The 23,284-nt window shown below is 63.8% G+C and carries 22 protein-coding genes; 13 read left to right on the top strand and 9 right to left on the bottom strand.

Going from position 1 to position 23,284, the window contains the following annotated elements; all coding sequences use genetic code 11:
• Positions 1 to 11 precede the first annotated feature (11 nt).
• Entirely contained in the window at positions 12 to 1,502 is a 1,491-nt protein-coding gene (locus BMI91_RS15705; protein ID WP_158522184.1) for a DUF2125 domain-containing protein, read from the bottom strand.
• 118 nt (positions 1,503 to 1,620) lie between these two features.
• On the opposite strand from BMI91_RS15705, the gene BMI91_RS15700 reads away from it, so the two are divergent.
• On the top strand, positions 1,621 to 2,238 hold the full coding sequence (locus tag BMI91_RS15700) for an enoyl-CoA hydratase/isomerase family protein (protein ID WP_078602448.1): 618 nt from the start codon (positions 1,621 to 1,623) through the stop codon (positions 2,236 to 2,238).
• A gap of 60 nt (positions 2,239 to 2,298) precedes the next feature.
• Here the strand turns inward: BMI91_RS15700 and BMI91_RS15695 are convergent, their stop codons facing one another.
• The 4 genes from BMI91_RS15695 to BMI91_RS15680 all read right to left on the bottom strand — a co-directional run bounded on the left by BMI91_RS15695 (position 2,299) and on the right by BMI91_RS15680 (position 5,159).
• Positions 2,299 to 2,640: a DUF2853 family protein gene (locus BMI91_RS15695; RefSeq protein WP_078522711.1), complete on the bottom strand. Its 342-nt coding sequence runs from the start codon at positions 2,638 to 2,640 to the stop codon at positions 2,299 to 2,301.
• A gap of 100 nt (positions 2,641 to 2,740) precedes the next feature.
• Positions 2,741 to 3,085, bottom strand: coding sequence for a TraR/DksA family transcriptional regulator (locus BMI91_RS15690; RefSeq protein WP_078605833.1), 345 nt, complete (start codon positions 3,083 to 3,085; stop codon positions 2,741 to 2,743).
• Between the two features lie 99 nt (positions 3,086 to 3,184).
• A complete protein-coding gene (gene ahcY / locus BMI91_RS15685; protein ID WP_078605832.1) occupies positions 3,185 to 4,576 on the bottom strand; it encodes an adenosylhomocysteinase in 1,392 nt (463 codons plus the stop codon).
• A 73-nt stretch (positions 4,577 to 4,649) separates the two neighbouring features.
• Positions 4,650 to 5,159 (bottom strand): hypothetical protein, encoded by a 510-nt coding sequence (locus tag BMI91_RS15680; protein ID WP_078541456.1) that lies wholly within the window; start codon positions 5,157 to 5,159, stop codon positions 4,650 to 4,652.
• A gap of 130 nt (positions 5,160 to 5,289) precedes the next feature.
• Between BMI91_RS15680 and BMI91_RS15675 the strand changes: the two genes are divergently transcribed.
• Both BMI91_RS15675 and BMI91_RS15670 read left to right on the top strand, forming a co-directional pair.
• Positions 5,290 to 6,246: a glycosyltransferase family 8 protein gene (locus tag BMI91_RS15675; protein WP_078605831.1), complete on the top strand. Its 957-nt coding sequence runs from the start codon at positions 5,290 to 5,292 to the stop codon at positions 6,244 to 6,246.
• A complete protein-coding gene (locus tag BMI91_RS15670; RefSeq protein WP_078541454.1) occupies positions 6,243 to 6,827 on the top strand; it encodes an HD domain-containing protein in 585 nt (194 codons plus the stop codon). The genes BMI91_RS15675 and BMI91_RS15670 overlap by 4 nt, the downstream gene beginning before the upstream one ends.
• Before the next feature lie 55 nt (positions 6,828 to 6,882).
• On the opposite strand, the gene BMI91_RS15665 is transcribed toward BMI91_RS15670, so the two are convergent.
• The 3 genes from BMI91_RS15665 to BMI91_RS15655 all read right to left on the bottom strand — a co-directional run bounded on the left by BMI91_RS15665 (position 6,883) and on the right by BMI91_RS15655 (position 8,544).
• The gene (locus BMI91_RS15665) at positions 6,883 to 7,191 is read right to left on the bottom strand and encodes an H-NS histone family protein (protein WP_078541453.1); all 309 of its coding nucleotides are present in this window, start codon (positions 7,189 to 7,191) and stop codon (positions 6,883 to 6,885) included.
• Positions 7,192 to 7,262: 71 nt separating this feature from the next.
• On the bottom strand, positions 7,263 to 7,817 hold the full coding sequence (locus tag BMI91_RS15660; RefSeq protein ID WP_078522717.1) for an ActR/PrrA/RegA family redox response regulator transcription factor: 555 nt from the start codon (positions 7,815 to 7,817) through the stop codon (positions 7,263 to 7,265).
• Positions 7,818 to 7,881: 64 nt separating this feature from the next.
• A complete protein-coding gene (locus BMI91_RS15655) occupies positions 7,882 to 8,544 on the bottom strand; it encodes an SCO family protein (RefSeq protein ID WP_078605830.1) in 663 nt (220 codons plus the stop codon).
• A 105-nt stretch (positions 8,545 to 8,649) separates the two neighbouring features.
• Here BMI91_RS15655 and regB point away from each other — a divergent pair, with 105 nt between their 5' ends.
• The 8 genes from regB to trxA all read left to right on the top strand — a co-directional run bounded on the left by regB (position 8,650) and on the right by trxA (position 20,625).
• Entirely contained in the window at positions 8,650 to 10,032 is a 1,383-nt protein-coding gene (gene regB, locus BMI91_RS15650) for a sensor histidine kinase RegB (RefSeq protein ID WP_078605829.1), read from the top strand.
• A gap of 100 nt (positions 10,033 to 10,132) precedes the next feature.
• Positions 10,133 to 11,737 carry a PAS-domain containing protein gene (locus tag BMI91_RS15645; protein WP_078605828.1) on the top strand — a complete coding sequence of 535 codons (1,605 nt, stop codon included), beginning with the start codon at positions 10,133 to 10,135 and terminating at the stop codon, positions 11,735 to 11,737.
• Between the two features lie 40 nt (positions 11,738 to 11,777).
• Entirely contained in the window at positions 11,778 to 12,272 is a 495-nt protein-coding gene (gene tsaE, locus BMI91_RS15640; protein ID WP_078605827.1) for a tRNA (adenosine(37)-N6)-threonylcarbamoyltransferase complex ATPase subunit type 1 TsaE, read from the top strand.
• The gene (locus BMI91_RS15635) at positions 12,265 to 13,260 is read left to right on the top strand and encodes an aminoglycoside phosphotransferase family protein (RefSeq protein WP_078605826.1); all 996 of its coding nucleotides are present in this window, start codon (positions 12,265 to 12,267) and stop codon (positions 13,258 to 13,260) included. Before tsaE ends, BMI91_RS15635 begins: the two co-directional genes overlap by 8 nt.
• Entirely contained in the window at positions 13,236 to 13,919 is a 684-nt protein-coding gene (locus BMI91_RS15630) for a nucleotidyltransferase family protein (protein WP_078605825.1), read from the top strand. Before BMI91_RS15635 ends, BMI91_RS15630 begins: the two co-directional genes overlap by 25 nt.
• The gene (gene addB / locus BMI91_RS15625) at positions 13,912 to 16,863 is read left to right on the top strand and encodes a double-strand break repair protein AddB (protein WP_078605824.1); all 2,952 of its coding nucleotides are present in this window, start codon (positions 13,912 to 13,914) and stop codon (positions 16,861 to 16,863) included. Before BMI91_RS15630 ends, addB begins: the two co-directional genes overlap by 8 nt.
• Positions 16,860 to 20,249: a double-strand break repair helicase AddA gene (gene addA / locus BMI91_RS15620; RefSeq protein WP_078605823.1), complete on the top strand. Its 3,390-nt coding sequence runs from the start codon at positions 16,860 to 16,862 to the stop codon at positions 20,247 to 20,249. Before addB ends, addA begins: the two co-directional genes overlap by 4 nt.
• Positions 20,250 to 20,304: 55 nt before the next feature.
• Positions 20,305 to 20,625, top strand: a complete 321-nt coding sequence (gene trxA / locus BMI91_RS15615) for a thioredoxin (RefSeq protein ID WP_078522726.1) — start codon at positions 20,305 to 20,307, stop codon at positions 20,623 to 20,625.
• A 47-nt stretch (positions 20,626 to 20,672) separates the two neighbouring features.
• Here trxA and BMI91_RS15610 read toward each other — a convergent pair whose 3' ends face one another.
• Positions 20,673 to 21,578, bottom strand: a complete 906-nt coding sequence (locus BMI91_RS15610) for a UDP-N-acetyl glucosamine 2-epimerase (RefSeq protein ID WP_078605822.1) — start codon at positions 21,576 to 21,578, stop codon at positions 20,673 to 20,675.
• Positions 21,579 to 21,671: 93 nt separating this feature from the next.
• On the opposite strand from BMI91_RS15610, the gene hslV reads away from it, so the two are divergent.
• Together hslV and BMI91_RS15600 are read left to right on the top strand one after the other, a co-directional pair.
• Entirely contained in the window at positions 21,672 to 22,229 is a 558-nt protein-coding gene (gene hslV, locus BMI91_RS15605) for an ATP-dependent protease subunit HslV (protein ID WP_078522728.1), read from the top strand.
• Positions 22,222 to 23,283, top strand: coding sequence for a hypothetical protein (locus BMI91_RS15600; protein ID WP_078541443.1), 1,062 nt, complete (start codon positions 22,222 to 22,224; stop codon positions 23,281 to 23,283). Before hslV ends, BMI91_RS15600 begins: the two co-directional genes overlap by 8 nt.
• The last annotated feature ends 1 nt before the right edge of the window (position 23,284 follow it).

The following is a 23,284-nucleotide window of genomic DNA, read 5'->3' as shown; positions in this document are numbered from 1 at the left end:
GGTTTCAGTCTTTACTGGACGCGTTGGCCGTTGACGAGGATTTCCCCGCCATCTTGGAACTCGACCTGCGACTCGTAGGCATCGTCGCCCGTGGGCTTGGCGTAGAGGCCGAGCATCATCCGCCCGAACATGATCTGATCCTGCGGCACGAGCCCCATTGCGACCAGCTTGTCCATCAGCGCATTCGCCCCGGTCAGCGTCAGGTCGATCTTGCCCGTGGGCATCGGCATCGGCCCGCCATTCTTCAGCTCGAGCGCGCCCTTGCCGTTCAGATCGGCGCCGACCATCGACAGCTTGATGTTGTTGATGTCGACGGTGTCGACCTGCATCGGCGGCGCGTCCATCGCGGCGGCGGCCGGGCTGAACAGGTCTTCGGAAAGCTTCATCTTGCCCGAGAGATCGACCTGCAGCGTTGCCGGGTCATGCGGCAGATCGCCGTTCGGGTCGAACATGGCCCAGATATTGTCGGAGACCGTGACGCCGTTGAGGCCGATCATCGCCTTGTAATCCTGCGCCTCGTCGGCTTTCGCGACCGGCATCGCGAAATTTATGTCCGCCGACTGGATATCCGTGGTGATCGGGAAGGGCAGTTCGGGCGTCGTCATCTCGATATGGCTGGAATTGCTCTGGCCACCGAAGGACAGGCCGTCCTTCGACATCGCGATATCGAGCTTGCCGCCCTGATCGGTAGACTTCTGATCGACCTTGCCGTCGGGACCGTCGGCACTCACCGTCCAGTTCGAGCTGGCATAGGTCATGCCCAGATCGAGATTCGCACCGGCGTTGAGCGCCTCGTCGAGCTTCTCGGAATCGATGCCCTTGGGCATCGCGAACGTTCCTTCATAGGCGAGATCGTTCATCTGGCCGTTCATGTTGAACGTGCCGCTGCCCTCGGGATCGGCACCCGATGCAGTCAGGTCCAGCGTTCCGATGGACATCTTGGAATCGACCGAATGCATGTCGCCATCGACGACGTGGTAATTGCCCTTGGTGTTCTCCAGCGAGAAGTACATTTTGACCGGCACGTCCTGCCCTTCGGCGGTGACGGTCTGGTCGAGATCCATCGTCATCTTCGGCGCGTCGATATCGTAGGTCAGGTCGCCCGGCGACCCGGAGACGATGACCTTGCTGTCCGTCTGGGTCATCGTCATCTTCATGGCGATGTCAGACGTGTCGGTGCCCGGCTTGCCGGTCATGTCGCCCGTCATGGTCTCGGGGAAGACGGTTTCCACCGTGCCGTCGCCAAGATCGCGCAGCTTCAGTTCCGGCACGTCGAGCGTGAGGCTCATATTGTCGACATTGCGGACCATCTTCACGTCGGAGACGGTGAGCGTGTCGCCCTCTCGGTTCTGGCTCCCGACCATCACCTCATAGCCGTAGGTCTGGTATTCGGATTGCCACGCCTGCCAGACCTGCTCCGCGGTCACATCCGCAAAAGAGGCCGTGGTGGACAGCAGCGAAACCACAACGGCGCCGGAACCGACGGTTTTGAGCCATGCCATGAGAGGGGTACCTTTCCACTGAGAACCAAGTCGCGCCATCCTCCTTTGGGTCAGGCCGATGGTCAAGCCTTCCTGGGGCTGCTAGACGGGTTTCACGGGAGTTGTGAGGAGGCTGGGAATGATCCGCCACGAGATCGAGAACGGGCTGTGGCGCGTGACCATAGACCGGCCTGAAAAAGCCAATTCGCTGACCGGCGCGATGCTGGGAGAGATCGCCGATCTGGCCGAACGTGCAGGGCGTGAAGAGGCGCGGGCTTTCGTTCTGAGCGGGAATGGCAAGGTCTTCTCCGCCGGCGCCGATCTGGACGAGGCGAAATCCGGTACACTGGCGACCGATCCGGTCTGGGAGCGGCTTTCGGGCGCAATCGCATCGCTGCCCTGCCTGACCATCGCGGCGCTCAATGGCACGCTGGCCGGAGGCGCGATGGGAATGGCGTTGGCCTGCGATCTGCGGATCGCCGTGCCAGGCGCGAAGTTCTTCTATCCAGTCATGAAGCTCGGTTTCCTGCCACAGCCCTCGGACCCGGCGCGCATGGTCGCGCTGGTGGGACCTGCGCGGGCGAAGATGATCCTGATGGCGGGGCAGAAGATCGAGGCCGAAGAGGCGCTGAGCTGGGGGCTGATCGACCGGATCGTGCCGCGCGAGGCGCTGGACGAGACGGTCGAGACGCTGGCCGCCGACGCGCTGGGCGCGCTGGCCTCGCATGTCGCCGGGATCAAGGCGCTGATCCGCTAAAGCGAACGGCCCGGACAGGCCGGGCCGTGGGTCGTCATAAGCTGCGCGATGTGCTCGCGATCAGGCGTAGACGCTTTCTTTGCCGAAATGCTTGGTGAGCATGTAATAAATCACGGCGCGATACTTGTTGCGCTCGGACCGGCCATAGGTCTCGATCACGCTGTCGATCGCATCCATCAGCGCGGGGCTGTCCGAGAGGCCAAGCTTTTTGACGAGGAAGTTGTCCTTCACGGTCTCAAGCTCTGCCTTGTCCGTCGCCGCCACGGTCGAAGAATCCGCATTGTAGATCGAGGGCCCGCAGCCGATCGTTACCTTGGTCAGAAGATCCATGTCCGGGGTCATGCCGCATTTGGATTTCAGATCCTCGGCGTATTTCTCAATCAGCTCGTCTCTTTTACCCATGTGTCCCACCTATCAGGTTGCTCTGCCCAGAAATGAAGGCAGGCGCAGGGTAAGCCGAGATAGTGAAATTACAAAGCGTAAATCCCGGGAAGCGAGTCGCTCAGCCTCCGCCGCGACAGGAGACGCATTGCGTGAAGGTCGGGTCGAGTTCGAGACGCTTCTCCGGGATCGGCTCGCCGCAGCTCTCGCAATAGCCGAATTCGTCTTCCGCGATACGCTGGAGCGCGGCCTCGATCGCGGTGATCCGGTGCTGACGGCGGCTGTCGACCGCATTGGCCATCGCCTGGTTCTGCAGCGCATCCATGCGCGACAGCCGCCCGACGCTTTGCTGGTCCAGCTCGACGGGTTTGCGGGTCTGCGCGGTATCCTGCGACGCGCTGCGCAGCTCGGCCAGCTCCGCCTCCAATTGCGGTTTGAACCGCGCGGCAAGGTCCTCGGGTGTCATCGCTCTCCTCCTGTCCCGAGGAAAACCGATCATGGCCTGCGTTGCACGTAAAAAGGCCGCACCCGAAGGCGCGGCCTTTGAAATCGCGATGCGATCGGGTCAGTAGCGGTAATGCTCGGGCTTGAAGGGCCCTTCCACCGTGACGCCGATATACTCCGCCTGATCGGGCTTGAGCTGGGTCAGCTTCACGCCGATCCGCTCCAGATGCAGACGGGCGACCTTCTCGTCGAGATGCTTGGGCAGGATGTAGACGCCCGGCGCATAGTCTTCGCCCTTGGTCCACAGCTCGATCTGCGCCAGCACCTGATTGGTGAAGGAGGCCGACATCACGAAGCTCGGGTGGCCGGTGGCGTTGCCGAGGTTCAGCAGGCGGCCTTCCGACAGCAGGATGATGCGCGAGCCCGAGGGCATCTCGATCATGTCCACCTGATCCTTGATGTTGGTCCATTTGTGGTTCTTCAGGTTCGCGACCTGAATTTCATTGTCGAAATGGCCGATGTTCCCGACGATCGCCATATCCTTCATCTCGCGCATATGCTCGATCCGGATGACGTCCTTGTTGCCGGTGGTGGTGATGAAGATGTCGGCGCTGTCGACGACGTCTTCCAGAACGACAACCTCGAACCCGTCCATCGCGGCCTGCAGCGCGCAGATCGGATCGACCTCGGTGACTTTCACGCGGGCGCCCGCGCCGCGAAGCGAAGCGGCGGAGCCTTTGCCCACATCGCCATAGCCGCAGACGACGGCCACCTTGCCGGCCATCATCGTGTCGGTGGCACGGCGGATGCCGTCCACGAGGCTCTCTTTACAGCCGTATTTGTTGTCGAATTTCGACTTGGTGACGGAGTCGTTCACGTTGATCGCGGGGAAGGGCAGCAAGCCCTTCTTGTGCAAATCATACAGGCGGTGCACGCCGGTCGTGGTTTCTTCCGAGACGCCCTTGATCGCGTCGCGCTGCTTGGTGAACCAACCGGGGCTGGCCGCGAGGCGCTTCTTGATCTGGGCGAACAACGCCTCTTCCTCTTCCGAGGTGGGCACTTCGATCAGGTCAGTCTCACCGATTTCGACGCGCGCGCCGAGCAGGATATAGAGCGTCGCATCCCCGCCGTCGTCGAGGATCATGTTGCAGGTGCCTTCCTCGAACTGGAAGATCTGGTCGGTATAGGACCAGTATTCCGCGAGCGTCTCGCCCTTGATCGCGAAAACGGGCGTGCCGCCAGCGGCGATCGCCGCGGCCGCGTGATCCTGCGTCGAGAAGATGTTGCACGAGGCCCAACGCACATCGGCGCCAAGCGCCTTGAGCGTTTCGATCAGCACCGCGGTCTGCACGGTCATGTGCAGCGACCCCGCGATGCGTGCGCCTTTAAGCGGTTTGCTTTCCCCGAATTCCGCGCGGCAAGCCATCAGGCCCGGCATTTCGGTTTCGGCGATGTCGAGCTCTTTCCGGCCGTAGTCGGCCAGAGCGATATCCTTGATGACGTAATCGGCCATGCGTGGCTCCCAATCTGAATTTGGAAGCTATGTAGCACTGGGACCGTAAAGCGGCAATGAAGGCCGATCACGATCAGGTTGCGGGAAGAATCCCTTCGCGATGCAGGAGCGCCACCGGGTTGTTGCCACGCTTCCAATCGGTGCCCGAGGACACGATGCAGGAGACGTTGTCGGCACGGGTATAGACCGCAGTCCAGGTGCCCATGATGCTCGAAGCGTAAAGCTCGACCTTACGGTGATCGCCAAGTTGTTTCGTCATCGCGGGCTTCTCCGCGAAGTCGTGATTGAGCGAGTCCACGAGCTTCGCGCGGTTGTCGCAATAGGGCTGATCGGGGCTTTGCGCCTCGCCGATCGCCGTGACGTTGTCGAAGGCCGACAGATCGCCATAAGGAATTTCGGACGGAATATCTTCCATCGGGCGACCGTCGCCCTCGTAGCCATCCAGCATGACCTGCCGCGCCGATTCAGCTTGCGGGGCGGGCGTCACAGCCTCGTCGCTGCGTACGGCGGCGAGGGCAATGGTAGCGGGAATCGAGATAATCGCGATCCCGGCGGCAAAGAACGTAGTTTTCGAGGTCTGCATTTTGGCGTCCCCTTTTTCTCTCCGTGTCAACCCAAGAACACACTCCGCGCGAAAATGTTCCTCAATCTGTGGCGTTTACAGCTGCAATGGCTTTGGCTAGTCACAGATACGCGCTGCATGAGAGGGGCGAATGGAGATCAATCTGGCCTGTTCGAAACCTGCGCAGCACCGCTCTGCGATCGCGTTTTGCTGCGATGACGCTTACCTGCCTTATGCCGCGCATGCGGCGGGACAGATCGCGCAGCTCCACCCGGATCGGGATTTCGATATCTGCATCGTCAGCGCCGAGCCGGTGACGCTTCCGGCGTCGCTCGACGGGTTGAATCTGCGGCTGTGCAGTTTCGATCCCGACCTGATATTTTTGGGGTTCTCGACCGATCGGGGACGCAGTTCGGCCATGTATATGCGCCTCATGCTGCCCAAGATTTTCGCGGATGATTATGACCACATTCTCTACTTGGATGCCGATATTCACGTGGAAAGCGGCGATCTCTCGCGGCTGCTGACGGTCGACCTCGGGGAGAAGCCGGTCGCGGCAGTGCGGGATAATCCGCAATGGCGGACGCCCTCGCGGATGCCGGAGGATTTCAAGGATTTCGATCTTGAGAATGCCGCCTATTTCAATTCCGGCGTGCTGCTGATCGATGTGGCGAACTGGAACGCTCAAGGCATTCTCGACGCGGCGCTGAGCTTCGGGGAAAAGAACGGCGCCCGCCTGCGCCGCAACGATCAGACGCTTCTCAATTGCGTTCTGTACCGCAACTGGGCCGAGCTGAGCCCGATGTGGAACTGGCAATATACCCCGGCCTCGCGGCTGCATGAGGCGATGGTCAGCGCGCATATCGTGCATTTCATCGGTCCTTCGAAACCTTGGAAAGCGCGGCCGGAAACGCTGCCGCCCCGGTTCGGGCGGGGTTTGCGCCATTTCTGCGCCGCGCATTTCCCGGAACGGCGCTTCGATATTCCCGACGGTCCCGGACCGGGCAGCAAACTGATGACGAAAATGCTCGTCCGGCACCTCATCAACAGAAACAAAATGGCGCGCTATCTCGCACGCTTTCCCGACGACTATACGGTGATCACATGAAACGCGCTTGGCAAAGGATGCTTTCGGGGCGCAGGCTCGACCTGCTGGACCCGACGCCCGTCGATATCGAGATCGAGGATATCGCGCATGGTCTGGCTTTCGTGGCGCGCTGGAACGGTCAGACTTTCGGCGACTGGCCCTATTCCGTGGCGGAGCATTCGCTGCTGGTGGAGCAGATTTTCTGCCATCAGAATCCGAAAATCGCTGCGAAATGGAAATTGGCGGCGCTTTTGCATGACGCGCCGGAGTATGTGCTGGGCGATATGATCAGCCCGGTGAAGGCGGCGATTGGCGAAGGCTATGGCACGCTCGATGATCGGCTGATTGCGGCGGTTCACATACGCTTTGGTCTACCCGCAGCGCTTCCGGTGCGAATCAAACGTGCGATCAAAAAGGCGGATATCGTCTCGGCGCGGTTGGAAGCCGAACAGATTGCCGGGTTTTCCAAGGTTGAGGCCGACAAGGTTTTCGGAAAGCTCGCGCCCGAATATGCCGAAACCTTTAAAATCCATCTGCGACCGCCGTCGGAGGTGCGCACGGATTATACCGCACGCCACGAAGCGCTTTTGTCAGAGCTGTAATACGAGTGTCTGCAATTCCGGCAGGCACTCGTATTCAAAAATACTTATTTGTTTCTCAGATCTTCAGATCGTCGAGCGATTTACCATTATCAAGCGCGGCTTGCACCCAACGCGGCTTACGGCCACGACCGGTCCAGGTTTCGCTGGCATCGTCCGGATTGGCATATTTCGGCGGCACGGTGCGGCGCGGCTTGGCCGAACCCGATCCGGTCAGTTCCGCCAGCGAATAACCCATATCGCGGGCCGCGCGCTCAAGCTGATCGATCGCTTCTTTCTTCTTGCGATCCTCGTAGCCGGAGATCGCCTTGTCGACTTGCTTACGAAGAGCTTTCAGCTCGTCGAGGGACATATCATCTAGATTCATTTTAAAGCTCCGAATTGGATATCCGGAGCATTAAATAGAAACCTTAAATATTTAACAACCTAACCAAAACGTCAGCGAGGGCTTCTCTTAGCCAAAATCCGCTGAAGGGTCCGGCGGTGCATATTCAGGCGGCGCGCGGTTTCCGAAACATTCCGGTCGCAAAGTTCGTACACCCGTTGAATATGTTCCCAGCGCACGCGATCCGCGCTCATCGGATTTTCCGGCGGCGGCGGGGCGACCTCGCCTTTCGCCAATAGCGCATTTGTGACGTCGGTGGCATCGGCGGGTTTCGCGATATAATCGGTCGCGCCCATTTTCACGGCGGCCACGGCGGTCGCGATGGCCCCATATCCGGTCAGCACCACGATCCGCGCATCGGCACGCTTTTCGCGCAGCGCCTCGACCACGTCGAGCCCGTTGCCATCCTCGAGCCGCAGATCAATCACCGCATAGGCGGGCGGGTTCGATTGCACGATGGCGCGGCCTGCGGCGACGGTTTCGGCGGTCTGGGTCTCGAAGCCGCGTTTCTCCATCGCGCGGGCCAGCCGCGTGAGAAACGGCAGATCATCATCGACGATCAGAAGCGATTTGTCCGACCCGATATCGGCGCTGATGTCTTCAGCCATTATCGTAACTCCCTCTCGCCGAGTTTGACGCTTGGATTTGTTTTAAGCTGTTGCGCTTGTTCGGTCAATTTCCGGCTGCGCCGTCGGGATTGGCCTTTTTCCACGCATTGACGAAACAGGAGACGCTGTCGGCCATCTGCTCGGGCGTGGTGTCGCGGTTGTAGTATTCCGCGAAGCCGGTGTCCGGGAAGACCAGATAGCTTTGGGTCGAGTGATCGATCAGCGTGTAGGGGTCGCCCGGATCCTGCACTTTGAAATAGGTGCGGTATTCCTGCGAGACCTTCTTGATCTGCTCCGGCGTGCCGGTCAGCCCGATCATTTTCGGATGCATGAGATCGGTGAATTCCTTCAGCAGCTCAGGCGTATCGCGTGCGGAATCGACCGAAATGAAGACCGGCGTCACCGAATAGCCGCGCTTTTCGAGAAGGCTTACGGCTTCGGCATTGCGCGCACTGTCGAGTGGGCAGACATCGGGGCAATAGGTATAGCCGAAATAGAGAATGCTCGGCTCGGTGATCACATCCGTATTCGTCACTTCCTTGCCGTTCTCATCGGTCAGAGTGAATGGACCGCCGATTTCGCCCGCGCCGCCTGCGACGACGCTTTGCCGGCACTGCGCGAAAATATCGTCGTCATTGCTGCGGGTCGCGGCGAACCAGGTGACGCCCAGGCCGATGACCACGATCGCGGTCGCGGCGGCAGCGGAAATTTTCGCAATACGGTTCATATTGTCACTCCTCTCACGGCTGCATTGATCGCGCGGCGGGCGCCGATTATCAATGCTTTCATGCCGCCAATTCCGGCGATGTGCGCTTTGGACGCGGGAGACGACATGGCTCAACGCCTCGAGGCCCAACCCGGCCCGGCCGAGATTCACCACGACTGGGTGCGCCTCCGGACGCTGATCTTCCTGCGCTGGACCGCGATTGTGGGTCAGCTTGGCGCAATATTCGTCGCCTATTTCGTCTATGATATTGCGCTGGATCTGGCGCTGTGCCTTGCCACGGTCGCGGCGGCAATCGCGGCCAATCTCGTGGCGATTTTCCTGTTTCCCGACACCAAGCGTCTGACCCAGCCCGAGGCGGCGGCGACGCTGATGTTCGACATGGCGCAGCTCGCGCTCTTGCTGTCGATTACGGGCGGGATGAACAATCCCTTCGCGCTGCTCATTCTTGTGCCGGTCACGATAGCGGCCACCGCACTGGAGCGGTCTGCGACGATCTTGCTGGGGCTTTCGACGATGGTGATGATTTCCATAGTCGCCGTGGTCTATCTGCCGCTGGTCAGCAAGACCGGCGAGGTGATCGCCGTGCCTGACGTGTTCGAATTCGGCTACTGGCTGTCGATCATCATCGGCGTCGCCTTCCTCGGCGCCTATGCGCATAAGGTCGCGAGCGAAGTGCGCTCCATGGGCGATGCGTTGCGCGCGACCCAGCTGGCCCTGACGCGCGAGCAGAAGCTGACCGATCTGGGCGGGGTCGTCGCGGCGGCGGCGCATGAGCTGGGCACGCCGCTCGCAACGATCAAGCTGGTGAGTTCGGAGCTGGCCGACGAGCTCGAAGACAGCCCCGACCTGCGCGACGATGCGCTCTTGATCCGCGAGCAGGCCAATCGGTGCCGCGACATTCTCCATTCGATGGGCCGGGTCGGGAAAGACGACCTGCATATGCGGACCGCGCCCATCGTCGCCGTTCTGCGCGAAGCGGCGGACCCGCATATGGAGCGTGGGATCGAAATTCACTTCGATGCCCATCCGATCGTCGAGGGGCTGGAGCGTCAGCCGACGATCTACCGCTATCCCGAACTGATCCACGCGCTTCGCAATTTCATCCAGAACGCCGTCGATTTCGCGCACTCCACGGTTTGGGTCGAAGCGGAATGGGACGATGAAGAGATCACCGTGCGGATCAGCGATGACGGCAAAGGCTATCCGACGAGCGTGCTCAACCGGATCGGCGATCCCTTCCTGCAACCGCGTGCGAATGCGGCGGAGCGCAAGGGCTATGAGGGGATGGGGCTAGGCGTCTTCATCGCGAAGACCCTGATCGAGCGCACGGGCGGACGGCTCACCTTCTCGAACGGGGACGCGCCCTTCGCGCCCGGTGCCGCGGTGCCCGCGCGCTCCGGTGCGGTTGTGGAGGTCGTCTGGCCTGCGTCTCGCCTTCTTGCGCGGGACGATGCGGGTCTTGGGCTGAACCAGCCGATCGCGGTCTGATCGCCTTCACCTCTCTTGCCGCTCCCCGAGCGAAGTTAACGCTGAGTTAACGAATCTTTCGCACCCTCGGCCTGGGGACAGGTTTGAGAGGCCGAAAGACATGGGGACTGCATGGCTCGAGGCGGCGATGATTGCGCTTACTTCGGTGGGCGCGGCCTTGGTCGCGTTGCTGCTGACATGGCTCGCCGTGGGCCGCGCGCCCGGGCGCAGGCTGACCCCCGCCGCGCAGGAAGACCTCGAAGAGGTGGCCTTCCTGTTCGACGACGAGGCGCTTGTGGATGCAACGCCCCCCGCGCGGCGCTTGCTGGAATCGATGCCCATCGGGGCGAGCGATTGGACACGGTTCACCGCGTTCGCCGCGCCGCGCTTTCCCGAATTTCAGTCCCGCATCGGCCAGCTCGCCGATCTCGGGCGGCTTGAGATGACCGAGGTTGCGAGTGCCACCGACAAGCCCCGGCTTCGCCTCACCGTCGAGAACTTCAACGGTCTGGCGCGGATCACCCTCGTCGATCCCGAAGGGGAGGGGCAGGGCCAGCGCATCGACAGTCTCTCTTTCCGCGCGATGGAAGACGAATTGGAGATGATGCGCACGACGCTCGACCGGTCGCCGGTTCTGATCTGGCGAACCGAGAAGGGGGGTGAACTGAGCTGGGCAAACAGAGCCTATCTCGTGCGCGCAGGGGCTTTCGATGTGGGCGAAGAGGGGTTTGGATGGCCGCTGCCGAGCCTGTTCACGCTGCCGCCCGACGCATTCGACGGGGGCGGGCCGCATCGTCTGGAGATTGGCCCCGCCGCGCGGAGCGACACCGAGGCCGCGACATGGTTCGACTGTCACTCCGTCGTTCTCGAACGCGGCACGCTGCATTTCGCCCTCCCCGCCGACGCTGCCGTGCGGGCCGAGAAAGCGTTGCGCGATTTCGTCCAGACCCTGACCAAGACCTTCGCCGACCTGCCGATCGGGCTTGCGATTTTCGACCGGGACCGGCAGCTGCGGCTGTTCAATCCCGCGCTGAGCGACCTTCTGCAGCTCGGGCCGGAATTCCTCGCCACGCGCCCGACGCTCTACGCCTTTCTCGACAGGCTGCGCGAAACCAAGATGATGCCCGAGCCGAAGGATTACCGAAGCTGGCGGCAGGAAATGACAGAGCTGGAGCAGGCCGCCGCCTCCGGCTTTCACGCCGAAACCTGGAACCTGCCGGGCGGGCAGACCTATCGCGTCACCGGACGCCCGCATCCCGACGGTGCGGTGGCGTTCCTGTTCGAGGATATTTCGTCCGAAACGTCTCTAACCCGTCAGTTTCGTGGTGAAATCGAGATGTCTCAGGAGGTGTTCGACCGGGTCGGCGACGCGATCGCGGTGTTCCGCCCCTCGGGCGAATTGGCGATGGCGAATGCCGCCTATGGCGCGCTCTGGGGTGTCGAGCCGGAGGCGACGCTGGGCCGGGTGACCCTGCTCGACGCGGTGAAGCAATGGCAGGCGCGCGCCGAACCCAGCGCCTTCTGGTCGTGGCTGCAAAATCTCGCCCGGGAAATCGGCGCGCGCGAGAACCTGACCGAAGAGATCACCCTGCTCGACGGGCGGCATGTGACCTGCCAGCTCGAGACGCTTTCGGGCGGGGCGTTTCTCCTGCGTTTCCGTGTCGACGCAGCTTCCAGCAAGCCGCCGCCACGTCAGACGGGCACCGCCGTCGCGCAGCAAGGCTAGCCGCTTGGCAAAGGGGCGATCGGCGCGCTAGAACCGAGCCATGCCCGCGCCGACGCACGCCCCCGTTTCCAGCGAAATGCCCTGCCTCGATCTCCCCGATCCCGAGGCGACGGAGCGGCTTGGCGCGCTCTTTGCCGAATTCGCCGGGCCGGGCGATGTGCTCCTGCTCGACGGTCAGATCGGCGCCGGGAAGACCCATTTTGCGCGCGCCCTGATCCAGACGCGGCTCGGCGTGGCAGAACATGTGCCCTCGCCGACCTTCACGCTGGTCCAGACCTACGAGGCCGATTGCGAAATCTGGCATGCCGACCTCTATCGGCTCACCGATCCTAACGAGGTTCTCGAGCTCGGGCTGGATGCAGCCTTCGACTCAGCGATTTGCCTGATCGAATGGCCCGACCGGCTCGGCTCGGCCGCGCCGAAAGGGGCGCTTCGGTTGCGGTTTGAGCAAACCGAAGACGGCGCGGCGCGAAGGGTCTGTTTCGAGACGAATACGCCTCTTTCGCGGCAGGTTCTGGAGGCGTGGAATGGCTGACGAAGCCGAGGTTCAAAGCTTCCTCACCGCTGCCGGGTGGCACGACGCCAGCCGCCGCCCGCTCGCCGGAGATGCCTCCGCCCGCAGCTACGAACGCCTGACCCGCGGCGCAGATCGCGCCGTCTTGATGAAAGCGCCCGACGGGGCCGAGATCGCCCGCTTCACCCGCATTGGCTATTGGCTCGCCGAGGCCGGTTTTTCCACGCCGAATGTGCTCGCGCGCGACGATGCGGCGGGCCTGTTGCTGCTCGAAGATTTCGGCGATGCGCTCGCGGCTCGCCACCTCGACGCGACGCCCGAGGACGAGCCTGCGCTCTACGCTCTGATCACCGAATTCCTCGCCGATATGCCCCGCCACCCGCCACCCGAGGATCTGCCGCTGCTGGATGGCCCCGCGCTCGCCGACCTGCTGGATTTGGTGCTCGAGTTCTACCCCTGCACGGACCGGGCTGCCGCGGATGCGCTCAAACAGGCGATTGCCGATAAATTCGACACTCTTCCGGCGTGGAAGCCGGTTCTATGCCTGCGCGATTTCCACGCGGAGAACATCATTCTGCTGGATCGCCCGAGCCTGCGCCGCCTGGGGCTTCTCGACTATCAGGACGCGCTGCGCGCCCATCCCGCATATGATCTGGTCTCCGCGCTGCAGGACGCGCGCCGAGATGTGAGCCCGCGGGTCGAGACAGCCGAGATCGCCCATTACTGCGCGCTGACCACGACCGATCCGGGCGCGTTCCAGCTCGCCTACCGGCTGCTCGGCCTGCAACGCGCGCTGCGGATCCTCGGTATCTTCGCACGGCTGACCATTCGAGACGGAAAACCGCAATATCTTGAGTATATGCCCCGCGTTTACGCCTATATCTCGCGTAACCTCGCCGATCCCGCGCTTGCCGATCTGGCGGAGCTGTTCCACGCTGCCTATCCTGCGCCCGACCCGAATTTGATTTCTGATTTGAGACGAAAATGCCCGACCAGCCCGACGCCTTGATGCTCTTCGCCGCCGGTTTCGGCACGCGCATGGGCGCGCTGACGCAAACCCGGCCCAAACCAATGATCGAGGTCGCCGGGCGTCCCCTGATCGATCACGCGCTTGATCTTGCCCGGGCGGGCGGGGCGCGGCGGCTGGTGGCCAATGTGCATTACCTCGCCGATCAGGTGGTCGCGCATCTGGCCGGGCAGGACGTCGCGATCTCGGACGAGCGCGACGAAATTCTGGAAACCGGCGGCGGGCTGCGTAAGGCGCTGCCGCTGCTGGGTGAGGGGCCCGTGATGACGCTCAACACCGATGCCGTCTGGCGCGGCGAGAACCCCGTGGCCCGGCTGCGCGAGGCGTGGCGGCCCAATGAGATGTCGGCGCTTCTGATGCTGGTGCGGCCCGAAAATGCACGCGGACATGCGGGCGCGGGCGATTTCACGATGGACGAGACCGGCCGCCTGACGCGCGGGCCGGGCTATGTCTATACCGGTGCGCAAATGCTGAATCCCGCTGGAATAGGGTCTATTTCCGAGCGGAGCTTCTCGCTGAACATCCTGTGGGATGAGATGATCGCGGCGGGGCGCGTCTTCGGTCTCGTGCATGACGGGGGGTGGTGCGATGTCGGGCGTCCCGAATCCATTCCTTTGGCCGAGGCGATGCTCGATGAGTGAGGACATCGCCTCCGTCTACGCCCTCCCGCCCGGCGTCGATTTTCCCCGCGCCTTGGTTGCTGGCCTGCGCGCGCGCTTTGCCGATCAGCCGCCCGAGGCGCTGGCCCGGGTCACGCTCTATCTGAACTCCGGGCGGATGCGCCGCCGCGTGCGGGAAGTCTTTCTCGAAAGCGGCGCGCTCTATCTGCCGCGGCTCCTGCTGGTGAGCGATCTCGGGGCCGACCCGCTCGCGGGTCTGCCGCTGCCCGTGCCCCCGCTGCGCCGCAAGCTCGAACTGGCCCAGTTCGTCGAGCAACTCACCCGCGCCATGCCCGAATTCGAGGCGGGTGCGAGCCAATTCGCGCTGGCCGAGAGCCTGTATTCTCTTCTTGCCGAGATGCAGAGCGAGGGCGTCCATATCGACGATCTCGACCAGCTGGAACTGACCGAAACCCACGCCCGGCACTGGCAGGAGAGCCTACGCTTCATCCGCATTATCGCCCGCTATTTCGACAACGACGCCGAGCTGGACCGCGAGAGCCGCCAGCGGATGGTCGTGGAGGCTGTGATCGAGCGTTGGCGCGAGACCCCGCCCGCTGATCCGGTGATCGTCGCAGGCTCGACCGGTTCGCATGGGGCGACCTCGCTCTTCATGCAGGCGGTCGCGCGGTTGGAAAACGGGTCGATCGTTCTTCCCGGGTTCGATCGCGACATGACCCAAGCGGCGTGGGATTGTCTCTATTCCGGCCCGTTTCCGCTCGAAGACCACCCGCAGTTCCGCTATCGCAGCTTGCTCGACAAGCTCGGGCTTTCGGCGGAGGACGTCGTAGATTGGGACCAAATCACCGCGCCGGACCCGGGCCGCAACCGCCTCCTTTCGCTGGCGCTGCGGCCGGCGCCGGTCACCGATCAATGGCGGCGTGAAGGCGCTGGGCTGGGGCCGCTCGTTCCTGCCTGTCAGGGGCTGTCGCTGATCGAAGCGCGCGATCCGCGCCATGAGGCGCTGTCAATCGCGCTCGCGCTGCGCGACGCGGTCGAGCGGGGCGTCAGTTCGGCTCTGATCACGCCCGATCGTCTTCTGGCGCGCCGCGTGTCGGCGGCGCTCGACCGGTGGGGGATCGTGCCGGACGACAGTGCGGGGCAGCCACTGCAGCAGACCGCGCCGGGCCGGTTCCTGCGGCAGATCGCGGCGATGCGGGCGCGTCCGGTCGCGATCGCCGACCTGATCGCGCTGCTGAAACATCCGCTGACCGCGACCGGCGAGGAGGAGCGCGGGCCGCATCTGCGCAATACGCGCGAGCTGGAGCTGCGCCTGCGCCGCTATGGGCCCGCGTTCCCGGATCGCGAGAGTCTCACGAAATGGGCTGAAAAAGACCCTGATTCACGGGAACCCTGGGCGCAGTGGCTCTGCGATATTCTCGAGGATTTCGCGGCACCCCCCGCGGCCGCGCTGACAGATTACGTGGAACAGCATTTCCGGCTCGCCGAACGGATCGCCGCCGGACCCAGTGCCGCGACCGAGACCAGCGAGCTCTGGCGCGAGGCGGCGGGGCGCGAGGCGCGCCGCTTGATGGAGGATCTGCGCAGCCAGTCCGGCTTCGGCGGGCATCTTGGCGCGCTCGATTACGCCGATCTGGTCAATCGACACCTTCAGAGCGGGCTCGTGCGGCAGACACTCGCGGCGCATCCATTGATCGCGATCTGGGGGACGCTGGAAGCGCGCGCGCAGGGGGCCGAGCTGGTGATCTGTGGCGGGTTGAACGAGGGAAGCTGGCCCGAAGCGCCCGCGCCCGATCCGTGGTTCAGCCGTCAAATGCGGCTGGAATCGGGTCTGTTACTGCCCGAACGGCAGGTCGGCCTCTCGGCGCATGACTTCCAGCAGGCGGTTGCCGGGCCGCAAGTGATCCTGTCGCGTTGCGCACGCGACGCGGAGGCGCAGACGATCCCGTCGCGCTGGCTCAATCGTCTCTTGAATCTAGTGGACGGCCTGCCCGATCAAGGCGGCACCGAGGCGCTGGAAGAAATGCGCGGGCGCGGCAAACGCTGGCTCGATCTGGCGGACGCGCTCGAGACGCCGCGGATCACGCTTGAGCCCGCCAAACGCCCGTCGCCGCGCCCGCCGGTCGATGTGCGCCCGCGCGAATTGCCGGTCACCGCGATCGAGACGCTGATCCGCGACCCCTACGACATCTACGCGAAGCGCATCCTGAAGCTGCGCGCCCTCGATCCGCTGCGCCCCGAACCCGACGCTTTGCTGCGCGGTCAGGTGCTGCACCAAATCGTCGAAACCTTCGTGAAGACCTATGACGAGACCGCGACCATCGAGGCGGCGCAGGCACGTCTGATGGAGATCGCCGAGGAGGTGATGCTCCGGGAAATTCCTTGGCCCAGTGCGCAGCGCATCTGGCTCGCAAGGGTCCGGGGGATCGCCGAGACTTTCTGCCGGGCCGAGGCCGAGCGTCGCGCGCAGGGTGCGCCCATGGTGGTGGAGAAAAAAGGCTCTGTTTCACTGCAAAACCCGCTTTTTGCGCTGACCGCGAAACCCGACCGGATCGACATTCTCGAAGACGGGCGCGCGTGGATCTACGATTACAAAACTGGCACGCCGCCTTCCGAGCGGGAGGTGATGGCCTTCAACAAGCAGATGCTTCTGGAGGCCGCGATGGTCGGGCGCGGGGCCTTCGAGGCGATCGGGCCACGCGAGGTCGCGGGCATGTCCTATGTGCGGCTCGGCGGCGACGGCGCCACCACGCAGATCAAGGGTAAATCCGGTGATCGCAGCGAGACGCCCGAGGAGAGTTGGGAGAAATTCCGCAAACTGATCGCGCGCTATTTCGAGCCGACGCAGGGCTTCACCGCGCGGCGCGCCCCGCAAAAAGCGCGCGCCCGGACGGATTACGATCAGGTCTCGCGCTTCGGGGAATGGGATGTCACCGATGAGGCCGAGGGGGAGGACGTGTCATGACCCATCCGGCCAGCCTAAGACAGCATCAGGCCTCGCAACCGGACAGCTCGGTCTGGCTCGCCGCGAATGCGGGGTCGGGCAAGACCAAGGTGCTGACCGACCGCGTCGCGCGCATGCTTTTGGCGGGAACAGAGCCTCAACGCATCCTGTGCCTGACCTACACCAAGGCCGCCGCGGCGGAGATGCAGAACCGTCTGCTCGGGCTGCTGGGCGGCTGGGCGATGATGGACGAGGCAAAGCTGCGCGAGAAGCTAAGGGCGCTGGGTGCCGATGAGGCGCTCTCTGCCGAGGATCTGGCGAAAGCGCGGCGGCTGTTCGCCAAGGCGATCGAGACGCCGGGCGGGCTGAAGATCCAGACGATCCACGCCTTCTGTGCGGGGTTGCTGCGCCGCTTCCCGCTCGAGGCGAAAGTCTCGCCGGGCTTTTCCGAGATGGACGACCGCGCTGGGGAATTGATGCGCGAGGATATCCTCGAGGAGATCGCGACCGGCTCGGATTGCGACCGGCTCGATGCGTTGCTCGGCGTCTATTCCGGTGAGGACCTGACGGCCCTCGCAGCCGATATAAGCCGGAATAGGGTCGGTTTTTCAGGCGACCTGGGCTTGCCCGATCTGCTGGAAGCCTACGATCTGCCACGGGACATGACCGAAGAGACGCTGCTGTCTGAGGTCTTCGACGACGGCGATCTGAAGATGATCCGCGAGGTCGCGCCTGCGTTCCTCGCGAGTTCCAAGAACGACCAGCGCGTCGGCGCAGGGTTGGCGGCGGCGCGTGACCGCGATCTCGCCTCGGTGCAGGCTCTGGAAGACGTGCTTTGCGTCAAGAAACCGAAAGACGGCCCGCCCTATCAGCCCAAGCTCGACAAGGTCGCCACCAAGGCGCTCGCCAAATCGCTGGGCGACGGCACGATGGCGGCGCTGTCCGATCTGTCCGAGCGCGTCTCCGAGAACCGCCCCCGCCGTCTCGCCTTCGTCGCGGCCAAGCGCGCCCATGCGTTGCACCGCTTTGCGCAGGTCTTCCTGCCGCGGCTCGACGCCTATAAAGCCGCGCGCGGCTGGCTCGATTTCGACGATCTGATCGACCGCGCGGCGGCGCTGCTCGATGAGCCGTCGGTGGCGCAATGGGTGCTGTTCCGTCTCGATGGCGGGATCGACCACATCCTCGTCGACGAGGCGCAGGACACGAGCCCCCGGCAATGGCGGGTGATCGAGCGGATCGCCGAGGAATTCACCTCCGGCGAAGGCGCGCATAAGGGCGAGCGCACGCTGTTTGTGGTCGGCGACCGCAAGCAGTCGATCTATTCCTTCCAAGGGGCCGATCTTCAGCAATTCGAGGAAATGCGCGCCCATTTCGCCCGAAAATTCGCGGATATCGGTCGCGCGCTCTCTCCGCTGGAGCTGGAGCATTCCTTCCGATCGTCCGCCGCCGTGCTGCGTTCCGTGGACCTCGCTTTTGCGCGCGGGGCCGAGCAGGGCCTGGGCGGCGCGCCCTCGCATATCGCCTTCCACGAGGCGCTTCCGGGCCGCGTCGATCTGTGGCCCGCGATCGAGTCGGTGAAGGTGGATGACGAGGACGATTGGGAAAGCCCGGTCGATCTGACGAGCGCGGAATCGGCGATTTCTCAGCTGTCGCGCATGATCGCCGCCGAGATTTCCACGATGATCGCGCAGGGGGTGCAAATCCCCGATCACGAGGCGCCCGGCGGCGCGCGCCCGGTGCATGAGGGCGATTTCCTGATCCTCGTGCGGCGGCGCTCGGAGCTGTTTTCCGAGATCATTCGCGCCTGCAAGTCGATCGGCCTTGCCGTCGCGGGGGCGGATCGCCTGAAGCTCGGGGCGGAGCTTGCGGTGCGCGACATCCGCTCGCTGCTGAGCTTCCTCGCGACGCCCGAGGACGATCTGTCGCTGGCGGAGGCGTTGCGCTCGCCGCTTTTGAACTGGTCCGAGCAGGAGCTCTATCAGCTGGCGCAGCCCCGGAAGGGCTATCTCTGGGAGGCGCTCCGGCGCGGTGAGATGCGGCCCGACACGCAGGAGATGCTGAAGGATCTGCGCGACAATTCCGATTTCCTGCGGCCCTTCGAGCTGATCGAACGCCTGCTGACCCGGCATGGCGGGCGCGAGCGGCTTCTGGCGCGGCTTGGCCCCGAGGCGGAGGACGGGATCGACGAACTGATTTCGCAGGCGCTGGCGTTCGAGCGCAATGAAGTGCCGAGCCTGACCGGGTTCCTCGGCTGGCTCGATGCGGATGATGTGCAGGTGAAGCGGCAGCTGGACGGGGCAGGGCGCGCGATCCGGGTGATGACGGTTCACGGCTCGAAAGGGTTGGAAGCGCCGATCGTGATATTGCCCGATACGGCGAAGAAAAAAGAGCCTAACCCGCCTAAAATCCTGCGTTTGGACAATGGCGTCGCTGGGCTGCGCCAGCCAGCGCCGGACGCGCCGGAGGCCCAGCTTTCCGCCGCAGGGAAGGAGACGACCGCCCGGGCGGAAGAGGCGCAGCGGCTTCTCTACGTTGCGATGACGCGGGCGGAGAAATGGCTGATCGTGGCCGCAGCGGGCGAGGTCGGCGAGGGCGACGAGACCTGGTATAGCCGGATGAAATCAGGCCTCGAAGCTGCCGGGACCGAGGACGTCACGGGGCTTTCGAAGCCGTTACAGGAGCTTGGCGAATATCCCCGCCACGCAACCGGGGCTTGGCCGGTGAACGCACTTGCGCCAGCGGCTGCGCTGGAAGTCACGCGGACGGAACTGCCCGCATGGAGCCTCACCCCCGCCGCTGCCGTCGAGCCTCCGCTGCGTCCGCTTTCGCCCTCCGATCTGGGCGGGGCGAAGGCTCTGTTCGGCGATGGCGAGGTGATCGACGAAGACGAGGCGCTGCGTCACGGGCGCAACCTGCACCGGCTTCTCGAACATCTGCCGGAACGGCCGCGCGACCAGTGGGAAGACCTTGCCGAACTCTTGCTGTCCGAGGGCGAAGATGCGCTGCTTCCGGGTGAAATAGAGCCTGTTTTGGCCGAAGCGATCCGCGTTCTCGAAGCGCCGGGCATGGCGGCTTGGCTGGGGCCGGACTGTCTGGCCGAGGTAGAGATCACCGCCGCGCTGGAGGAATTCGGCGGCCAGCGAATTCACGGCTTCATCGACCGTCTGCGGATCGATGCCGAGGGTGTTCACGTGCTCGACTACAAATCCAACCGCATCGTCCCAGCGTCGCCCGATCAGGTGCCCGAAGGGATCGTGCGACAGATGGCCGCCTATCGCGCGGCATTGCGGCAAATTCACCCCGGACGCTGCATCACCTGCGCGATCCTGTGGACGCAGGACGGAACGATCATGCCGCTCGCAGATGCACAGCTAGACGGGAGCTTGCGCACGCCCACTGTATCTTGACGCCGACGGGGGCGGAACTTACCTTCCTTGCCGACCCAATATTCAGGAGGCTGACATGGCTACCGTTGCTGTTACCGACGCCACTTTCGACGAAGAAGTGCGCAAGTCCGACGTTCCCGTCGTGGTGGATTTCTGGGCTGAATGGTGCGGCCCCTGCCGCATGATCGGCCCGTCGCTCGAAGAGATTGCCCAGGAAATGTCGGGCAAGATCAAGGTCGTGAAAGTGAACGTCGACGAGAACCCCGACAGCCCGGCGACGCTGGGCGTTCGTGGCATCCCCGCCCTGTTCCTGTTCAAGGATGGCGAGGTCGTCTCGAACAAAATCGGCGCAGCCCCGAAAGCGGCGCTGCAAAGCTGGATCAACGAATCGATCTGATCCGCGGATCAGGTTTGACGGAAAAGGGCGCCCTCGGGCGCCTTTTTTCATATCGGCCAGCCGAAATGGCGCAGCCGGGCACGCAGGCGGTCTTCGAATTCGGGGCGGCCGGCGTTCAGCGATTGCAGCTGCAGGAACCAATAGAGGTAGCGAGCGACCGGCGGCGTCTCGCGCAATTTGGCGAAAGCGGCCTCGATCCCTTCGCGCGGCACCGATCCCGCGATGTGGTGGAAATCCGACAGGCCGAACAGGATCGCCGGTTTGCGCAGGAAGAACCCTTCGAGGGCGAGCGCACTATTTTGCGTGGCGACGAAGCGACAGCGGCGCAGCAGCTCGGGCGAGCCACCTGACTGGAAGCGAAAGCGCGAGTAGCGGGCCGCGATCGCCTCCAACGCCTCGATTTCGCGTGCTGTGTAGTCCTCGTTGGGGTGCAGCGTGGCCACGACCGGGCCGGAATGTCGGGCCAGCACTTCCTCGATCATCTGCACCGGGCTCACCGACTGGAACGAGCGGTGATCCAGCAGTCGCCCTTGCAGCGGAATGAAGGCCAGATCCTCCTCATCGGACGGTTTTACGCCGGGATAGAGCCTATTTCGCGTGGAAAAGAAGAATTGCGCGGCGGCCTCCCCGTCCACTTCATCGGCATCGAAGGCCGCCTGAGCGACCGGCCAATCCCACCGCTCCGCCTCCGTCTCGACATGCCAGAACGCCCCCACATAGGTCCGTCGGCAGGTCAGCGCCCGCGCATGGGTCGGCGGCTCCATCCGGTAAAGCGCATAGCCTTCGCGGGCAGGGGCCGCTGCGCGCGCCTCGGGGCCTGTCCGATGCAGGCTGACGGTCCAATCCGCCGTCTCCACCGCTCCGATCAGCCGCTTGAAGAAATTGTGTTCACCGGCCCGGACCTGCTCCAGAATCCAGTCATCGAGATAGATCGAAAGGTGCTGCGCGCTCATGCGGTGACGCTAGCCGCAGGCTCACGCACCGGCAAGCGGGGTTGCAGCCCCGGCCTGCGGGTTACATATCTTTGGCGCAAACGGAGGACTAACATGGCCGAAGAGAAATTCCCGGGCTGGCACGGCACAACGATCATCGGCATCCGCAAGGGTGGTAAAGTGGTGGTCGCGGGCGACGGGCAGGTCAGCCTTGGCCAGACCGTCATCAAGGGCTCGGCGCGCAAGGTGCGCCGCTTGAGCCCCGGCGGTCACGACATTGTGGCGGGCTTCGCAGGCTCGACCGCGGATGCGTTCACCCTGCTGGAGCGGCTCGAGAAGAAGCTCGAAGCCTCGCCCGGTCAGCTGATGCGCGGCTGCGTGGAGCTGGCGAAGGATTGGCGCATGGACAAATACCTGCGCAATCTCGAAGCGATGCTGATCGTGACCGATGGCAAGGATCTCTATGTCCTGACCGGCGCGGGTGACGTGTTGGAGCCGGAACATGGCATCGCCGCGATCGGCTCGGGCGGCAACTTCGCCCTCGCTGCGGCCCGTGGGCTGATGGAAACCGATCTCGACGCCGAGGCGGTCGCGCGAAAGGCGATGGCGATCGCTTCGGACATCTGCGTCTACACCAATGGCAACCTGACGGTGGAGAGCATCGGTGGCTGAGCTGACGCGCGACGATCTGCGCGCGGCGGTCGCGGCTGGCCATATCAACGAGGCGCAGGCCGCGTCCGTGATGGCGCTGGCGAGCAACCGCCTCGCCGGTCGCGCGGCCCTTCCGGCCGAGGACGAACCGTTCGAACTGTTTAAAGGCTTCGCCGAAATCTTCGTGACGGTGGGTCTTGGCATCCTGATCACGGGGTCGTTCGGCTTCCTCCTCTTCGCGGGCGGCAAGCTGGGTTACGCGATGCTGATCCCGCTGATTGCGCTGCTGGGGGAATATTTCACCCGCAAGCGCCGCATGGTGCTGCCTTCGATCCTGCTGACGCTCACGCTGGGCGGGGCGGTGCTGGCGAGCTTCCTCGGCATTCCGATCCTCGGGATGCGCTTCATCGCCGAGGCGCCCAACTTCGATCTCGCGCTGGTCGCGACCGCCGTCGCGCTGATCGCATGGTTCCTGCGCTACCGGGTGCCGTTCTCGATGTTCCTCGTGGGGCTTTGCGGGCTGGGCCTGCTTCTGTCTTTCGCGAAAGGCTTCGACCCCGAAGCGCCGATTTCTCAGACGGTCGATCTGTTCGATCTGTCGAACGGCTCGGCGCTGTCGCTCGCGATGCTGGTCTTCGGGCTTCTGGCGCTCGCAGGCGGCATCTGGTTCGACATGCGCGACCCGCATCGTCTGGGTCGCCAATCGGCCTCGGGCTTCTGGCTGCACGTTCTGGCAGCCCCCGCGCTGGTCAACACGCTCGCGCTGACCTTCTACAAGATGGGGCCGGGGACGGGCTATGTGCTGCTGCTCGCAACCTTGGCCGTCTTCGCCGCGCTGGCGCTGATCATCGACCGGCGCTCCTTCTTCACGGCCGGGATCGGCTACATGATCTTTCTCAGCTTCTACGCTTTCGGTGACGCTGCCGATCCGCGTAGCTGGTGGATCACGCTGATCCTGATCGGCCTCTTTCTCACCGCGCTCGGCTCCTTCTGGACCGAGCTGCGCACGCGCCTGATGCGCGCGCTTCCCAATTTTCCCGGCAAGCATCGCCTGCCGCCCTATGCCACGGAGTAAT

It is taken from the genome of Thioclava sediminum (assembly GCF_002020355.1).
Classification (GTDB): domain Bacteria; phylum Pseudomonadota; class Alphaproteobacteria; order Rhodobacterales; family Rhodobacteraceae; genus Thioclava; species Thioclava sediminum.
Note: the sequence above shows the minus strand (reverse complement) of the source record. Positions and strands in the feature narration are given on the sequence as shown.

Excerpts from the sequence above, each read along its gene's own strand:
- BMI91_RS15635 (WP_078605826.1), top strand. The coding sequence starts at position 12,265 with ATGGCTGACGAAGCCGAGGTTCAAAGCTTCCTCACCGCTGCCGGGTGG.
- BMI91_RS15665 (WP_078541453.1), bottom strand. The coding sequence starts at position 7,191 with ATGAATCTAGATGATATGTCCCTCGACGAGCTGAAAGCTCTTCGTAAG.
- BMI91_RS15695 (WP_078522711.1), bottom strand. The coding sequence starts at position 2,640 with ATGGGTAAAAGAGACGAGCTGATTGAGAAATACGCCGAGGATCTGAAA.
- addA (WP_078605823.1), top strand. The coding sequence starts at position 16,860 with ATGACCCATCCGGCCAGCCTAAGACAGCATCAGGCCTCGCAACCGGAC.
- BMI91_RS15705 (WP_158522184.1), bottom strand. The coding sequence starts at position 1,502 with ATGGCATGGCTCAAAACCGTCGGTTCCGGCGCCGTTGTGGTTTCGCTG.
- ahcY (WP_078605832.1), bottom strand. The coding sequence starts at position 4,576 with ATGGCCGATTACGTCATCAAGGATATCGCTCTGGCCGACTACGGCCGG.
- hslV (WP_078522728.1), top strand. The coding sequence starts at position 21,672 with ATGGCCGAAGAGAAATTCCCGGGCTGGCACGGCACAACGATCATCGGC.
- regB (WP_078605829.1), top strand. The coding sequence starts at position 8,650 with ATGGCTCAACGCCTCGAGGCCCAACCCGGCCCGGCCGAGATTCACCAC.
- BMI91_RS15700 (WP_078602448.1), top strand. The coding sequence starts at position 1,621 with ATGATCCGCCACGAGATCGAGAACGGGCTGTGGCGCGTGACCATAGAC.
- tsaE (WP_078605827.1), top strand. The coding sequence starts at position 11,778 with ATGCCCGCGCCGACGCACGCCCCCGTTTCCAGCGAAATGCCCTGCCTC.
- BMI91_RS15610 (WP_078605822.1), bottom strand. The coding sequence starts at position 21,578 with ATGAGCGCGCAGCACCTTTCGATCTATCTCGATGACTGGATTCTGGAG.
- addB (WP_078605824.1), top strand. The coding sequence starts at position 13,912 with ATGAGTGAGGACATCGCCTCCGTCTACGCCCTCCCGCCCGGCGTCGAT.
- trxA (WP_078522726.1), top strand. The coding sequence starts at position 20,305 with ATGGCTACCGTTGCTGTTACCGACGCCACTTTCGACGAAGAAGTGCGC.
- BMI91_RS15670 (WP_078541454.1), top strand. The coding sequence starts at position 6,243 with ATGAAACGCGCTTGGCAAAGGATGCTTTCGGGGCGCAGGCTCGACCTG.
- BMI91_RS15660 (WP_078522717.1), bottom strand. The coding sequence starts at position 7,817 with ATGGCTGAAGACATCAGCGCCGATATCGGGTCGGACAAATCGCTTCTG.
- BMI91_RS15655 (WP_078605830.1), bottom strand. The coding sequence starts at position 8,544 with ATGAACCGTATTGCGAAAATTTCCGCTGCCGCCGCGACCGCGATCGTG.
- BMI91_RS15630 (WP_078605825.1), top strand. The coding sequence starts at position 13,236 with ATGCCCGACCAGCCCGACGCCTTGATGCTCTTCGCCGCCGGTTTCGGC.
- BMI91_RS15690 (WP_078605833.1), bottom strand. The coding sequence starts at position 3,085 with ATGACACCCGAGGACCTTGCCGCGCGGTTCAAACCGCAATTGGAGGCG.
- BMI91_RS15675 (WP_078605831.1), top strand. The coding sequence starts at position 5,290 with ATGGAGATCAATCTGGCCTGTTCGAAACCTGCGCAGCACCGCTCTGCG.
- BMI91_RS15645 (WP_078605828.1), top strand. The coding sequence starts at position 10,133 with ATGGGGACTGCATGGCTCGAGGCGGCGATGATTGCGCTTACTTCGGTG.
- BMI91_RS15680 (WP_078541456.1), bottom strand. The coding sequence starts at position 5,159 with ATGCAGACCTCGAAAACTACGTTCTTTGCCGCCGGGATCGCGATTATC.